Annotated in this window: 9 protein-coding genes; 3 read left to right on the forward strand and 6 right to left on the reverse strand. The window is 40.9% G+C overall.

Annotation, left to right across the window (positions count from 1 at the left end; all coding sequences use genetic code 11):
• Window positions 1-118 precede the first annotated feature (118 nt).
• Window positions 119-1,339 carry a serine hydrolase gene (locus HGR01_RS18820; protein ID WP_081584168.1) on the forward strand — a complete coding sequence of 407 codons (1,221 nt, stop codon included), beginning with the start codon at window positions 119-121 and terminating at the stop codon, window positions 1,337-1,339.
• A 718-nt stretch (window positions 1,340-2,057) separates the two neighbouring features.
• Here the strand turns inward: HGR01_RS18820 and HGR01_RS18825 are convergent.
• The 6 genes from HGR01_RS18825 to HGR01_RS18850 all read right to left on the reverse strand — a co-directional run bounded on the left by HGR01_RS18825 (window position 2,058) and on the right by HGR01_RS18850 (window position 12,676).
• Window positions 2,058-2,315 carry a hypothetical protein gene (locus tag HGR01_RS18825; protein ID WP_045874600.1) on the reverse strand — a complete coding sequence of 86 codons (258 nt, stop codon included), beginning with the start codon at window positions 2,313-2,315 and terminating at the stop codon, window positions 2,058-2,060.
• 110 nt (window positions 2,316-2,425) lie between these two features.
• Window positions 2,426-3,367 (reverse strand): SprT-like family protein, encoded by a 942-nt coding sequence (locus HGR01_RS18830; RefSeq protein WP_045874599.1) that lies wholly within the window; start codon window positions 3,365-3,367, stop codon window positions 2,426-2,428.
• A gap of 97 nt (window positions 3,368-3,464) precedes the next feature.
• Window positions 3,465-4,283 carry a TniQ family protein gene (locus HGR01_RS18835; protein ID WP_052335223.1) on the reverse strand — a complete coding sequence of 273 codons (819 nt, stop codon included), beginning with the start codon at window positions 4,281-4,283 and terminating at the stop codon, window positions 3,465-3,467.
• Window positions 4,273-5,400: an AAA family ATPase gene (locus tag HGR01_RS18840; RefSeq protein WP_045871116.1), complete on the reverse strand. Its 1,128-nt coding sequence runs from the start codon at window positions 5,398-5,400 to the stop codon at window positions 4,273-4,275. Before HGR01_RS18840 ends, HGR01_RS18835 begins: the two co-directional genes overlap by 11 nt.
• On the reverse strand, window positions 5,391-8,120 hold the full coding sequence (locus tag HGR01_RS18845) for a TnsA endonuclease N-terminal domain-containing protein (protein ID WP_045871115.1): 2,730 nt from the start codon (window positions 8,118-8,120) through the stop codon (window positions 5,391-5,393). The genes HGR01_RS18840 and HGR01_RS18845 overlap by 10 nt, the downstream gene beginning before the upstream one ends.
• 260 nt (window positions 8,121-8,380) lie before the next feature.
• Window positions 8,381-12,676, reverse strand: a complete 4,296-nt coding sequence (locus tag HGR01_RS18850) for an ATP-binding protein (RefSeq protein WP_155539310.1) — start codon at window positions 12,674-12,676, stop codon at window positions 8,381-8,383.
• A gap of 405 nt (window positions 12,677-13,081) precedes the next feature.
• On the opposite strand from HGR01_RS18850, the gene HGR01_RS18855 reads away from it, so the two are divergent.
• Window positions 13,082-14,077 carry a FecCD family ABC transporter permease gene (locus tag HGR01_RS18855; protein WP_045871114.1) on the forward strand — a complete coding sequence of 332 codons (996 nt, stop codon included), beginning with the start codon at window positions 13,082-13,084 and terminating at the stop codon, window positions 14,075-14,077.
• An 80-nt stretch (window positions 14,078-14,157) separates the two neighbouring features.
• Window positions 14,158-15,051 carry an Rpn family recombination-promoting nuclease/putative transposase gene (locus tag HGR01_RS18860; RefSeq protein WP_045871113.1) on the forward strand — a complete coding sequence of 298 codons (894 nt, stop codon included), beginning with the start codon at window positions 14,158-14,160 and terminating at the stop codon, window positions 15,049-15,051.
• Window positions 15,052-15,122: the final 71 nt, after the last annotated feature.

Genomic DNA, 15,122 nt, shown 5'->3' on the forward strand with positions numbered 1-15,122 from the left:
TTTCTGATAGCAAGTATCCTGTCACTATTGCTACGTACAAGCAAATATTAAGGCAACTTTTACAACAGATAAATTAGGAACTCAATATTTATATATAAATATTTATAAATTGATAAATATGTGGTTAGAAACTTTATTTTTAACAACTAGTTTGCTGTTACCAAATGAATCGTTAGCGACAACAAATCAGCAAAACTTATCATTAGTAGTACAAGCGCAGTTACCTAAACAGTCGATTATGCCAAAAGCTGCTTTAGAAAGACTTTTAACTACTGAGCCTGTAAAAGCTGAATGGTTTACTTCTGAGTTTGTAGCTCAAATACCGATAGCTCAAATTCAACAAGTTATAGCCAGCTTGAAACAGGGATTAGGCAATTATCAGAGAGTTGAAGAGCAAGGAAAAAACTACAAAGTTATATTTGCGCGTGGTTACGTACCTGCACAAATTGCCCTAGATGCCAATGGTAAAATTGCCATGCTCTTTTTTCAACCACCTGTACCTCAAGCCAAGAGTTTAGAGTCAGCGATCGCAGAATTTAAAACTTTCCCTGGAAAAGTCAGCTTTCTGGTTCTCGAAGGTAAATCAGAACGAGCAGCCTTAAATGCTACCACACCGCTAGGAGTGGGTTCCGCTTTTAAATTAGCAGTGTTGCAAACCCTCAAATCTCAAATTGCTACAGGTAAGCGATCGTGGCGGGATGTTGTGGAGTTACAACCAGCTTGGAAGAGTTTACCGTCAGGAATTTTGCAAACCTGGCCCGATCGCTCACTTTTAACTTTACAGACTTTAGCGGCGTTGATGATTTCTCAAAGTGACAATACCGCTACCGATAGCTTAATGAACATTTTGGGACGACAAGCTATTGAATCGCTCACACCCCACAATCGTCCTTTGTTGACTACTCGTGAGTTATTTTTGCTCAAAAGTGCGAGAAATCAAGATTTATTAAAACGTTATCGCAGTAGTAATGAAGCTCAAAAACGCGCAATTTTACAATCACTAGCGTCACAACCTATACCTACAGTCAGTGAATTTGAGGGAAATAAACCTATCCTTGACGTAGAGTGGTTTTTTACAGCTAAAGAACTGTGCGAACTGATGACACAAGTTACCGATTTACCTTTAATGAGTATTAATCCAGGAGTTGCTAAAGCCGAAGATTGGGAAAGGGTAGCATTTAAAGGTGGCTCAGAACCAGGGGTTTTAAATCTGACAACTTGGTTAAAAGCCAAAAACGGTAAGCAATATTGTGTGGCTGCTACCTGGAACAATAATGCACCCTTAGAAGAATCTCGGTTTTTTAATTTGTATAGTAGTGCGATCGCAGGACTAAAGTAAGACAATTTTAGATTTTGCGAAAAGTTGCAAGGAGGGTTTCCCTCCGTAGCAAACTTTTTAAGACGGATTTTGGATTGTCTAAGCATCAGATTTTATTTCTGAATGTAGTGGATTGACAAGACTAAAATAGTGCATAAAAAAACTCTTGTGAGATGGGTGTCTCACCCGTCCAGGGCGGACAAGATGTCCACCCCACAAGAAAAATTAGTGCAACATTTTAGCTATGTCAGTCCACTACGCAAGTAATACCAATTTGAAAAAAGAATGCCACAGATTGTAGGGGCACGGCGTTGCCCATTGGTGTCAACTTAAGCTAAAAGCGATATAGGGCAGGCGTTGTACAAATACCTCGCGCCCTCATCCCCTAACCCCTTCTCCCGCAGGAGAAGGGGAACTAAATCTCTTGCTCCCTTCTCCCTGTGGGAGAGGGGCTGGGGGTGAGGGCAAAAACCTTGCAACCAAGAGGGTTTTGCGTTAAGTTGACACTTATGAGCGTTGCCTTGCCCTCTAGAATATATTAATGTCTCGCCAGCATTATTTGAATTGGTATAATTTCAAAAATTAAATAATCAAATATGAATTTTATCTGAGTTTATCTAATTACATCACACCATAAAATGAGTAGAGAATTTAATTATTTATAATTGCAACCTCAGAAAGTAAAATCTAAAATTTAACCTTAATATTTCCCAACTCATTTTATGATGCAATATACTGATTATTGATCACTATCGTGATTTGCAGGTGTTTTAACTTGCAAATTATCACCCTGCTTTTTTACTGAAAAATCAGTCTCATTTTTGCTATTTTGAGCAAGACCCGCAGCACCAGCAATTGCTGTGCTTGCAAGTCCTAAACCAGCAGACTTATCGTTAGCATTAGATGAAACTAAAACAGTTACACCAATAACAGCGCCAACAGTAGCCATAAATATAGGGGTTATAGCCCGAATTAATTCTGGGGTAACATCTTTCATAGAGGTTTTATATGGGGTTAGTTGCTATCTAGATGTAGATACCCTCTATACAATTCAGATTCCAGAATTTATTTCATATTTTTTTAGCTAGCAAAATAACAACTATCCTACTAAATTTGACCAGATGCTAACTTTTGTAACCAATTTTGAGCTTCTGCGTATAACTTGAACTTGCTTTCATCAGCACGAAACTCTGAAGTATGAACCATCCTTCTACCATTCACCCATTTTGTGCCGTGGTGTTTGTGCAGTAACTCGTGAAATAACACAAATTCAATTACAAACTCAGGTATATTACCATCATCTAGAGTCAAACTCATCACTACTCTATCTCTAGCTGGCTCATAATGTCCGAACTTGCGGTAAGTATTAATTTTGCTCCATGCCAGACGTGGTTTCACAAGATTAGCAGCAAAATATTCTTGATTGATTTTGTCAAACAAATTATTTAAGTTATAAAAATTACCTTGGGGATTTTCTGCGATGACTTCAGCGATTAAATCTAGTGTGAGGATAACGCTACTATATTCTTCTGAGCTAGCAAAAGACCGAATTAGTTTTGTAGTTTCTTGATTTTTGCCAACAATTATAGATTTTACTACCGCTTCTAAAACTGCATCTGGTGCATTGATAAATCCTTCGCTAATTGTAATATGAGTAAATTTATGAGATTTTTTACCTTTATATAATCCTGCTAAATTAGTTAATTCTACCTTTAACTCTATAGATTCTTGTTTATCTAGTTTCAATACTTCTTGAGCTATTTGTCGCAGACGATAAGTACTATTAATGTGCAATTGTAAATTATATTCATCCGCTAAAAACTTGAGCCAAGAGTAAATCTGACGCGATGAACTAGCCAGATTAGCTGGTGTTGCTTGTTGAGCAATACAGATTTGTTCAATTCTGGTAACTGTTCTCGCAAAAATTTGAGTGAGTTTTTTTATTTCAGCAGAGTTTGGTGTATCAGTTGCAGCTAAATTAAAAATATTCTGTAAGATACTATTTTGTTGTGCTTTGATATTTTTGAGGCTAATAATTTTATTTGTCATTTGTCATTTGTTATTTGTCATTTTGTGACTGTAACCATAAGTTTGCCGGAGCGGCAGGTTTATGGTTTCAAACCCCGGAGCAGGTAAGGATGGAAAATTAGTTCTCATTTATGGGTGGCAGGAAATCAGAGGGCGTATTGGCAGCCAAATCATCGACATCATCAAACCACATACACTGCCAGACAAGCTTGTTGCTTTGATGAGAGTGCATAGGAGTAATCAAAAGCTGTCGCCAAAAATCAACGCTGTGAGTTTGTTCATTGGCTAGTTGGTTGAGTTTCTGGCTACCTAACCACAGATGACAGATTGAGCAATACCCTGGACGAGAATACCTGGATAATGGTGGAAATTTTTCGTGACAGTGAGGGCATTCCTCAATCAAGGGCTGATGGTCATGCTCAGGGCATTCCTCAATTGTGTTAACTAACCATAACAGTGGATTGTAGATGACTCGATTGTTGACAAACCAGTGGTCATAACATACGGGACACCAAGCTTGATGCAAACGCAAAATGCTAAACTCGAAAAAAATGCTGGCCCATTTTAATGGCCATAAACAAGATAAATCTTGACGCCAGGTCAATTCTTTTAGAGCTTGAATTAGAGTGGTAGCAATGTCAATTCTTTTTTCGTTGGTAGAGGTGAAAAAATCTTGATCTCTAAATAAATGATTAATGATGTTTATAGAACTAACACTGCTTCTTTTATGCCTCATCAATGGAATAACTTTTGATAAAACTAGTTCTCCGGTAGTTATCGTGTGACAGTCGGCAAGGCGAGCAATATATCCACTCAAGCTTTCGACATAGAGCGTACCGACACCGATTGGTTCGAGTGGGAATAATTGAGAGCGTTCTGGAATTGTTGGTTTTTCTAGAGCCCAAAACTCATCTTCGGTATAATAATTAACTGACATCAAGATTAATTCCTACGGTATCTCTTTTAGCCTGACGTTTTCCCACACGACCTTTCGCTTGAGATGGTTGCTTCACATCTTCATTGGTCAAACTAAGTGCTACGGGAGCAACATCGTTGCGCCATCGCTTCTCTCCAGCTTGTGCTTCCTGTTCTATTTGCTGCCGCCGTGCTTTTGAGTATTCATTTTGTTGAATATACTTTATGTTGAGGGTTGTTGCATTCTCTGCCAAAGCATTTCGTAAAGCTTTTGTTAACCAAGTTTTAAGAAGACCAACACTACCAGATGAATAATCCAACAGATATTCATATTGTTCTACCAAGCAGGGCTCTTCAAGCAAAGGTAAATGCGCCTGAAATGTTCTGATAATCCGCATAAACTCAGCTATATCTTCTTTGTTATCTGTTGAGTAACGAGGTAAATGTATATCATCGCTGCGTCGGCTAACTTGACCACTGAGGTGACAACAGTTAAGTAAATCATAAGTACCAAATAAAATATGTACAACACCAGTGATGTTGGCAAGAGATTTTATCCAATTCATCTGATGTAACATTTGCTTTCCCCCAGCAACCATCAGCAAATGTTGGGCTTCGTCTATCATCAATGCTGTTAATTTATGGTGCCGCATAGATTTTTCTAAAGCACGACGCACCGTATCGGAACTTTTAGAAGCAAAGTATGTAGTAGAAAGAAACCCTGAATAATTTTGATAATTTAATGAACTATTTGTAGCAATTGAATCAAAAGAAATTTTTTCTAAACATTCTAAAACGCGGAGGTAGTAATCTTTATAATTAAATTTTCCTCCTTCATTAGCAATTGCCTCAATACCTGCAACTGGAATTTGATAAATATGATTTTTCATAGATGCTAATGCACCTTCCATCAACAGTTTTTCAGCCCTTAGTCGTAAAGTGGTCTTACCTACTCCTGCTGGGCCAACAACAAAGAAAACACAAATATCTGTTGGTTGTTGAAGGTTGAGCAATAAAGTCTCTAAAGCTTGTTTTAATCGTAAGTGTCCAATTGTAATTCCTTGAAAATAGTTCAACCGTTCGGTTAATGATTGTTTCAGGAGTTCTTGTGGAAATGGACGGTTATGTTTTACTGCCATAACTCCTCTTGAGAGTAAGCTTGAATTTTTCCTAATTCTATTGCTGAAGTATTTAATTGATGTGTTTGTGATACTTCTTCTGTACTAATAGCTTCATCACTATCAACTGGACACTGAGTAAGAGTAGAGGATGTTTGTTTCCTACCATTTTTATATATTAAGTCTCGCAAATCAGTTGCAGCTAAATCATGAAGTCTTTGTGTCTGTAAAACTTCTTGAGCTTCTGCTGATTCTAAATACTGTGCAAGTTCTTTAGCTCTAATTGCTATTTTTTGATTATACTGATTTTTTTGCTGTCGTAATTCAATACTTATCAGTCGAATTTCTTTTTCAGAATGACCTTGTAAGGATGAATAATATTCAGATATACAGCGTACCCAATTACCTTTGACATACGCATAAGCAGTTCCTACATCAAATGGATCATATCTAACTTGTACTTGAGTACTTTCAACTTCAGGGTTAAGAAATGAATCATCAATTGACCAATAATAGATATAATTAATTTTTATCCCGAGTCTTGGTATTACTTTTGCACTTCCCTTTGCAGTTGAGGGCAAAGTAAAAATTTTAAAGTTTTCATCATCTAAAATTTTTTGTCCATAGCGCATCCCACTCTGATTCACACCTTTTGTAAATGCAGCATTGGGAGACATTCCCAGTGCCGGATGCTCTCTACTGTCATAAATTACATAAGCATATTTACAAAAATATTCATATAATTCTGGCAATGTCCAGACAGCTTGTACTTTTGGGTTATTTGTTTTATTTACCAAGCGTACTTGTTTAGTAATTTGAGTATTGCCTTTAAGGTTGTAAAAAAATTCTGTGTTACTTGTGCCGAAAAATCTTTCAATGAGTGAACCAAATCTAGGACTAGCAGATGGTCTTTGTTTTTTTGTGCAACTAAAGGCAGCTAGAAGTGTTTCAAAGTAAATACTGCCAAACTCTACACCATTATCCATTACTAATGTTTCTGGAAAGCGGCCAAATCTCTGCACACAAATTCGCAATACCATCATGCAGGAACGATACGATGGCGGGTCAAATGTTAAATAGATTGCGAAAATACGACGTGAGAAAGCATCAATGAGAATAGTTGCCCAAGGTCGGCCTAAAGGGCGCCCAGTGCGCGAACAAACTAACTCGATATCTAATTCTGTATGATCAATGTGGCAGATTTCAAATGGCCGACTCCCGTGAATAGGGGTGGAGAGCGTTAATTCGTGATAAAAAGGACTCTTTTGGTAAGCGGCTCTTGACCCTTGCCTATGGCGAGTTTGTCCTACTTTCTCTCGTTGATTAATGCGTTTACAGAAAGTGATCCGGCTAGGGCAAGGGTCTGTTTTTCCAGCTTTTTCCCATTCTCTAACCAGAATACCGTAAGTTGCTAGTTTTCCTCGCTGTTTGAGGTTCTCATAGTGCTGTTCAATAATTTGGTCAATAAACTCCCAAGTATCGGGTGAAAAGCGATCTACCCTGTTCCCTTTCTTGCCACGATTGGGTAGTAAGCCAATATAGCCCCAGCCATAATTATTCAGAGCCTGATGATATTTGGATTTCCAGCTACGAACTGTCCGCTCAGGTACAGAACTATTAATTGGCGGACTGCCATGTAAATATGGTTCAATAACTTTATAGCGGTAATTAGCTACTGCTAAATCCTCAGAACTAGCGCATTTGATCTGTTCCCAAATGTCTGTTGTTTTTGCAGATAATGGTTGAATATGAATGATTTCTTTTTGTGCAATTAGTGCATCAAAGTTTGCATGAGTTAACCCAATCAGTTCATTTTCGCTTTGAAGCGCAATCTTTGTGTCTCCGATTTGAATTACACACCAACTTTTACCATCCCAAACCAGCGTTGAACCAATTGCCACATCAATTCGTTGTCCACTGGCGATACGAGCAGAAGTCTTTTGAGCAATGATTAGATCATAAGTTGATGCCATTTCTTGGCTACTGAAAAGATGAACTTTTTCTGGCTCATTCAAAGCTACTGCTTTCAGGTCTACATATATTTGCTTTGTTCCAATCAAGGCATAGATATCATCTGCCCAATCGGTATTTGTTGATTCTAGTAGTTCTTTGAGGGTTACTCCAGGATTGGCATTAATACACTCAACAACTGTTTTTCTTACCTCTTTTTTAACTGTATTTTCTTGGTTGAAATAACCTTGAAGAAACTGATAGTTCTGGTAAGCAATCCAGTTGATTTCAAGATCTGTACGTAAATAATAGTACAGTCCCATTGCTTGAACTTTCATTTCTGCTGGTGGCGCGTGCCAACGACCTTCTTCGCTTTGCTGATAGCGTGTAGGTTGTTTTCTGGCTAGTATTTTGAGCCGCTCACTAGCTTTCCATTCTTCAAATCCCGCACTATTACGCCTCATTACCCAAAAATCCGGAGTATGAGATGTCACCACACAACGTCCGCTCAGGGAATGAAAAGATAAACTTAGACGAATTGGCTGGTCATAGTACTCTAATACATCTTCATCATTTTCGTACTCTACGATCGCCGGCAGTTCTACTTTATGAGATTCAAACTGAATCGTTTTCCCCATTTTGCGACTTGGATAACTGCCGCAAACATTTTTCGCTCCGCCACCTACCTTCCTCACAGGTTCTGAATTCCGGATTTTTTGCACTAGCTCTTTTGTCGTCTCTGGTAAACAAAGGCGGCGACACCAGTCTTCAAACTCTCGGTCGCTGAGCATAGGAAATACCGTAACTTTCGGCAGGTTTATGCTTGATTTTTATACTTTCGGCAAGCTTATCATTTCAAAACTCAACTTTTTCTATTTGGCTACTAAACGTAATAATCTACTTTTGGGCTATGTCTGCGGCAAGGTTATGGTTTCAAAAACGGCAAACTTTTGCTTACAGTGACACATTTGGTAATGGGTAATTGGTAATGGTAATTGCTCCCCTGCTCCCTCTGCTCCCTCTACTTCCTCATCCCCCCAGTCCCCAATACCTAATCCCTACCCAGTAAACTTGTAATTACACTAATCAACTCATCCGGCTCAACAGGTTTAGATAGATGCTTTTGAAAGCCTGCTAAGAGTGCTTTTTGCTGGTTGAGTTCTCCTGCATAGGCTGTTAACGCGATAGCCTTCGGCATAGCTTTGCTTACCGCCGGAACCGATTTTCTTTTTTCTGTTAGCAATGCTTTGATCTGACGCATTAACATATAGCCATCCATTTCTGGCATTCCAATGTCGCTAAGTAATATATCTGGCTGTGATTGTGCTAATGCTTGCAGTGCTGCTGCTGCTGATGCTACTGCAGTCACATTTGCACCACTCTGTTCTAGTACAAAGGTGTAGAATTCGCGGGTATCACAATCATCGTCTACAACTAAAATTTTAATTCCCGCCAACACTGCTGTATCAGCAGCCAGGTTAGCTGGCTCACTTTCGCCCTTTAGCCTTCTACCTTCATCCTGCAAAAGTGGTAGCCTAACTGTAAATGTCGCACCCTGTCCTTCCCCGGGGCTTTCGGCGCTGACGGTTCCGCCATGTAGTTCTACTAGATGGCGCACGATCGCTAATCCTAACCCCAAGCCGCCAAATTTGCGAGTTGTGGTACTGTCGGCTTGGCAGAAATATTCAAACACATAAGGTAGGAAACTAGAACTAATACCTTTGCCTGTATCGCTCACGGTAATTTGCGCTTGAGCATCAATGTAATCTAGGCTGATATTTATTTTTCCTCGCTCTGGAGTAAATTTAACGGCATTAGATAACAAATTCCAAACTACTTGTTGTAAACGGCTAGAATCACCCAAAACTAAGCCAAAAGAGGCATCTAACATAGTATGAATTTGAATATTTTTGGCTGAGGCTGCTAGGCGCACTGTTTCCATTGCTGCCTCAATCACAGATACTAAGTCAATAGATGCCATGTTGAGATTAAGCTTACCGCGTAAGATGCGGGAGACATCTAGTAAATCGTCAATTAATTGCACTTGTAATTGAGCATTACGCTCAATTGTCGCCAAGGCTTTCTGCTGACTGGCTGGGTCAAATTTATTAGTTTGTAAAAGCCTTGACCAACCGAGGATCGGATTGAGAGGCGATCGCAATTCATGGGATAAGACTGCAAGAAACTCATCTTTAATGCGGTTGGCTTTTTCGGCTTCGGCTCTTGCGGCTTGTTCTAGTTTCAAAAGGCGATCGCGTTCGGTTTCTGCGGCTTTGCGTTCGGTAATATCAATAACTGAGCCAATGTAACCGAGAAACTCACCATTCCAGCTTAACCAAGGAGTAGCCGCATCAATCACCCAGCGATATTCACCATCCTTGCGTCGCAAGCGGTACTCTATCCGAAATGCCTCATGGCGTTGATTCGCCGCTAAGAAAGCATTTTTGGCTGACTCGAAATCTTCTGGATGCACCGCATCTAACCACCCTAAACCTAGACCTGTGTCCTCGGTTTGTCCGGTGAAATTATACCAACTTTGGCTGAGATAAGTGCAATAACCGGTAGGGTCAGTTACCCAAACCATCACCGGGGCGTTGTCAGCCATATTTCGGAATCGCTGCTCGCTCTCCCGCAGTGCAGCTTCTGCTTGTTTTTGCTCGCTAATATCTGTGACAAAAACACTGACACCATCAGCAAAGGGGTAAATCCGATTTTCCAACCAGCGCCGCCAAGTAGGGTAATAATATTCAAATCGCACTACCTGCTGTTGGGCAAAGGCGTGATGAATTTGGGTATAAAATTCACTGTCAATTACATCGGGGTATAGTTCCCAAACCACTTTACCAAGCAGTTCTGCTTTGGACTTACCCACAAATACGGTTACTTGATCGTTAACAAAGCTGTAGCGCCACTCCCGATCTAGAACATAAAACTGGTCTTTGATACCTGCTAGCACAGTTTCTAGGTGAGCTTTTGCCATCTCCGCTTCTCGCCTTAGCTCCTGCTCCCGTTGCATAGCTTCGTCTCGCAGCCGCGCCAGTTTTAAAGCAGCTTCCACTCGCGCCAATAATTCACGGGCTGAGAAAGGCTTAATTAGGTAATCATCCGCACCCGCTTCTAAACCTTCCACCCTGGCTTCTTCCCCCGCCCGTGCTGACAGTAGAATAATTGGTACATTTTTTGTCTGTGGCTGGTTGCGTAATGCTTGTAACAGTCCAAAGCCATCTAGACCTGGCATCATTACATCCGTTAGGATTAAATCTGGTACAAGTCTTTGAGCCGCAGACAAAGCTGCTAACCCATCCCCTACTGCTTCCACCTGATATTGCTGACTCAACAACCGCTTCACATAATCGCGCATATCAGCATTATCATCAGCCAAGAGAATTCGAGCAGAAGGAGCAGAGGAAGCAGAAGAAGAAAAAGATAAAACTACTCCCTCATCTCCCTCATCCCCCTTATCTCCCTCATCCCCCTCATCCCCCTCATCCCCGACTATGGGTAGCCAACGCAGAGCTTCTTCTAGGTAAGAAGTGGCATTTAAGGCGGTGGAAGCTAGATTGCGAGTGGCGCTGATGCGATCTGGTGGTAAATGAGCCGAACCTGTAGGAATGGATACAGTAAAGCAGCTACCTTGTCCAAAAACACTGGTAACTTGCACATTTCCCCCATGCATTTGCACCAATTCCTGTACCAATGACAAGCCAATTCCTGAGCCTTCAAAGGTGCGCCCTTGCGCGCCTTTAACGCGGTGAAAGCGTTCAAATAAATGGGAAATTTCTTCGCTGGGGATACCAATCCCGGTGTCTTTAACTTGCAACTCTACAGAGTCGTTTAGCCAGTGTAAGCTAACGGTGATTTTTCCGGTAAATGTAAATTTAAAAGCATTTGAAAGCAGATTGAGGACAATTTTCTCCCACATCTCCCGATCCACATACACAGGTGCTGGTAAGGGAGGACAATTAACGACTAACTGCATATTTGCTCGTTCAATCGCGGAACGAAATACGCTGGCTAATTCGGTGGTAAAACTCGCCAGGTCGATAGGTTCATAGGAAGCTTGGACTCTTCCAGCTTCAATGCGGGAAAAATCTAGCAAAGTATTGACCAATTTCAACAGCCGCAGTCCATTGCGTTGCACCATTTCTAACTGTTCGCGTTCCTTAGCTGCAAGCAAGGTAGCAGAGTTATTTAGGGTTTCCTCTAACGGCCCTAACATTAGGGTGAGTGGAGTGCGAAATTCGTGACTGACGTTGCTAAAAAAGACTGTTTTGGCGCGATCGAGTTCTGCTAAAGTTTCCGCCCGTTTGCGTTCTTCTTCATAAGCTTGGGCGTTAGCAATGCTAGCTGCAATCTGCGCTGCTACCAGCTCGATAAATCCTTGATAGTTATTGTCAAACAGCCGAAATGGATTTAAACCGACAATTAATATCCCGGCTTTTCCCGTTTGTCCTGATGGGGCGATGGGTACAGCTACCGCTTGATGTGGTGCTTGTGGCCAAGCACCTGTAGGGAGATTGACAAAATGCAAAGGTAAATCATCAATTAAGCATGGTTTATGAGTTCTCAGCACTTCTGCAAACGGCCAAATCGTAGCGTCATCAATATCAGCAGTTTCAAGAACAGCTAGATGATCACGCCCAATCCCAGAAGTTCCCGCGAGAAACACGCGCTGTTGTTCTGGATCTACCAGATAAATCATCGCCAAGGGTAGATCGTAAGGGTTCGTTGCTAAACAACTAGCACTGAGAGAACAAGCTTCATCGAATGTCCGTGCATCTACAGTTCTCGCCGCTAATTCTCGTAATAATGCTAACTGACGTTCACTAATGATGCGTTGTGTATCGTCTGTGTTAGCGCAGATAATGCCGCCTGTACCACCTTGATCATTAGGAACTGGGCTATAGGAAAAGGTGTAATATGTCTCCTCTGGATAGCCGTTGCGCTCCATAATTAGCAGTAGCGCTTCGTCGTAAGTCCCCTCATTATTCAGCATTGCTGATTCAGCTCTGGGGCCTACCTGATCCCAAATCTCTCGCCATACATAAGCAGCTGGCTGTCCCAATACTTCTGGATGTTTACCACCCAGAATTGCTTTGTAGGCATCATTATAAAGGTTAATTAATTCCTCGCCCCACCAAACAAACATGGCTTGGCGAGAAGTAAGCATAATTCTGACGGCTGTTTTCAGGCTTTGCGGCCATTGTTCTGTAGGGCCAAGGGAAGTTTGTGACCAATCTTTTGCGCGCATCCGCGCCCCCATTTCACCCCCGCCCACCAGAAAGTTAACATCCGCACTGCTGGCTGAAGTTAACTTATTTTTTACACCTCCATCCTGATTAGCCATACAAATAAAGCCTACTCCTATTTGGGAAAATACATTATCCACAGGAATTGACCACGTTCACCTCATTGATTGAGTAGGCTATCAATTCGTTGCATTGCTCATTTAGAAGGTGTGACGCGTCGATTTTCCTTCATAATGCAATATATACTAATTTTTTCTGTAGATTAGGTCTTTTGCGATCAGCCTACAGATAGAGATGTTGTGCTTTGCTGTAATGGCAGGGTAGAGATGCAATTAATCACATTTCTACAAGCGCGGGATATGGGAGAAAAATGTTGTGTTGAGTCCAGAAATGAGAATGATCTGTTGTATGTGATTTGACGATGCGGAATTGCTAATGGGGAATAGAAAATAGAGGGATGAGGAAGAAGTAATCAAAAATCAACCCCAAACCGCAAACAGCAAATGATCAAAGCCAAACACCGCCTATTTTGGGCGATTTTACTTTTAGTTACAGCGCTGATAGTGACGCTAGCGCTTTCCTTGTCTCAAGGTGCAGTACCTTTGAGTTTAAACGAATTGTGGCAAGCTATTCTGCACCAAGGCGATCGCATTAAGCAAACAATCGTCTGGGATTTACGACTCCCGCGGATTGTTGCAGCTTTAATTGTGGGTGCGGCTTTGGGAATGTCTGGCGCATTGTTGCAGGGAATGTTGCGTAATAGCCTAGCCGATCCGTTTATTTTGGGTATTTCCGCAGGTGCAGGGTTAATTGTCATTGTGATGGTAGTGTTGCAAATCTTCCCCGCAGCGATTCCTCTAGCAGCTTGGCTGGGAGCAATTATGACATCGGCTATAGTAATTTTCCTAGGACGTGCAGGGTCAGGAATTGCGGTAGAACGCTTGATTTTAGGTGGTGTGGCGGTAAGTTCTTTATTTGGTGCGGTACAAAGTACGTTACTTTTAGTAGCAGAAGATGGTCAAATTCAAATTGCACTGAATTGGTTAGTTGGGAGTTTGAACGGACGAGGCTGGAAAGAAATTACTACGGCTGGGCCTTACATTATTGTGGCATTACTGGGCGGATGTTTGCTGGCGCGATCGCTTAACGTTCTGGCTTTAGGAGATGATTTAGCTTTAGGTTTAGGCGTATCATTAACGCGATCGCGTTTATTAATTGGTGGTGTTGCAACTTTACTCGCTGCTAGTGCAGTCAGCATTGGCGGTTTAATCGGCTTTGTCGGCCTTGTGGTTCCCCACGGTGTGCGCCTCATTGTTGGTACAGATCATCGCTTCGTATTACCACTTTCCGCCTTAGCTGGTGCATGGTTACTCATCTTTGCCGATTTACTCTCTAGGCTAGGAGCCATAGAATTACCAGTAGGTTCAGTCACCGCCTTGCTAGGTTCACCTTTATTTATTTGGTTACTTTATCGTCGTTCGGCGGGGTTGAATCAGTAGGCAACAAATTTATCAACTAGTATTTCTCACACTTTACTGCTAAATAATTAAGCTAGCACAACAGTGACTAATGTGAGTGTATGATTGACCACGACCGCCTTTTTAAAGAATTGTTATCTACATTTTTTGTAGAGTTTCTTGATTTATTCTTACCACAAATCGTGAGTCAAATTGATAGGAGTTCTATCCGGTTTCTAGCACAGGAAGTATTTACCGATGTCACTTCTGGAGAAAGGAAAGAAATCGATATATTAGCGCAGGTATATTATCAAAATCAGGATACTTGCTTTTTAATTCATGTTGAGAATCAGTCTTACACTGAGTCAGTATTTGCCAAGCGGATGTTTAAATATTTTGCTAGGTTATATGAAAAATATGATCTAGCTATTTATCCAGTAGTCATCTTTTCCTTTGATGAACCCAAGCGCCCAGAACTTCAAATTCACACTGTGACTTTTCCCGATTTAAAGGTCTTGGAGTTTCAATTTACTGCAATTCAATTAAATCGCTTAAGTTGGCGAGACTTTTTACAGCAACATAACCCAGTAGCTGCTGCTCTAATGGCAAAAATGAATATTCCGGTAAACGAAAGACCACAAGTAAAAGCAGAATGTTTACGTTTATTAGCGACATTAAAATTAGATCCCGCCCGAATGCAGTTAATTTTGGGTTTTGTTGATACCTATTTACAGTTAAATGCAGCCGAAGAAACTATTTTTAAAGCAGCAATCGATACAATGAACTTAGATGAAAAGGAGGAAGTTATGGAAATTGTCACTAGTTGGGAACAAAGAGGAATGCAAGCAGAAAGACAAGCAACCATTATTGAGGTTTTAAAACTACGATTTGGTGATATTGATGCTGCATTAGAAGAAATAATTCCTAAGTTAGCGCAGTTACCAAGAGAGGAGTATTTAAGTCTACTTTGGAGATTATCTCGTGAGCAATTGCTGGCAAGATTTAAAAGTGAATAAATCAGAAATGGGGATTGGGGGCTGAATAATGGATAAGGGGGAAATCACCAATACCAAACCCTAAACACTAA

The organism is Tolypothrix sp. PCC 7712 (assembly GCF_025860405.1).
GTDB lineage: Bacteria > Cyanobacteriota > Cyanobacteriia > Cyanobacteriales > Nostocaceae > Aulosira > Aulosira diplosiphon.

Excerpts from the sequence above, each read along its gene's own strand:
- HGR01_RS18855 (WP_045871114.1), top strand. The coding sequence starts at position 13,082 with ATGATCAAAGCCAAACACCGCCTATTTTGGGCGATTTTACTTTTAGTT.
- HGR01_RS18830 (WP_045874599.1), bottom strand. The coding sequence starts at position 3,367 with ATGACAAATAAAATTATTAGCCTCAAAAATATCAAAGCACAACAAAAT.
- HGR01_RS18825 (WP_045874600.1), bottom strand. The coding sequence starts at position 2,315 with ATGAAAGATGTTACCCCAGAATTAATTCGGGCTATAACCCCTATATTT.
- HGR01_RS18850 (WP_155539310.1), bottom strand. The coding sequence starts at position 12,676 with ATGGCTAATCAGGATGGAGGTGTAAAAAATAAGTTAACTTCAGCCAGC.
- HGR01_RS18860 (WP_045871113.1), top strand. The coding sequence starts at position 14,158 with ATGATTGACCACGACCGCCTTTTTAAAGAATTGTTATCTACATTTTTT.
- HGR01_RS18840 (WP_045871116.1), bottom strand. The coding sequence starts at position 5,400 with ATGGCAGTAAAACATAACCGTCCATTTCCACAAGAACTCCTGAAACAA.
- HGR01_RS18845 (WP_045871115.1), bottom strand. The coding sequence starts at position 8,120 with ATGCTCAGCGACCGAGAGTTTGAAGACTGGTGTCGCCGCCTTTGTTTA.
- HGR01_RS18835 (WP_052335223.1), bottom strand. The coding sequence starts at position 4,283 with ATGTCAGTTAATTATTATACCGAAGATGAGTTTTGGGCTCTAGAAAAA.
- HGR01_RS18820 (WP_081584168.1), top strand. The coding sequence starts at position 119 with ATGTGGTTAGAAACTTTATTTTTAACAACTAGTTTGCTGTTACCAAAT.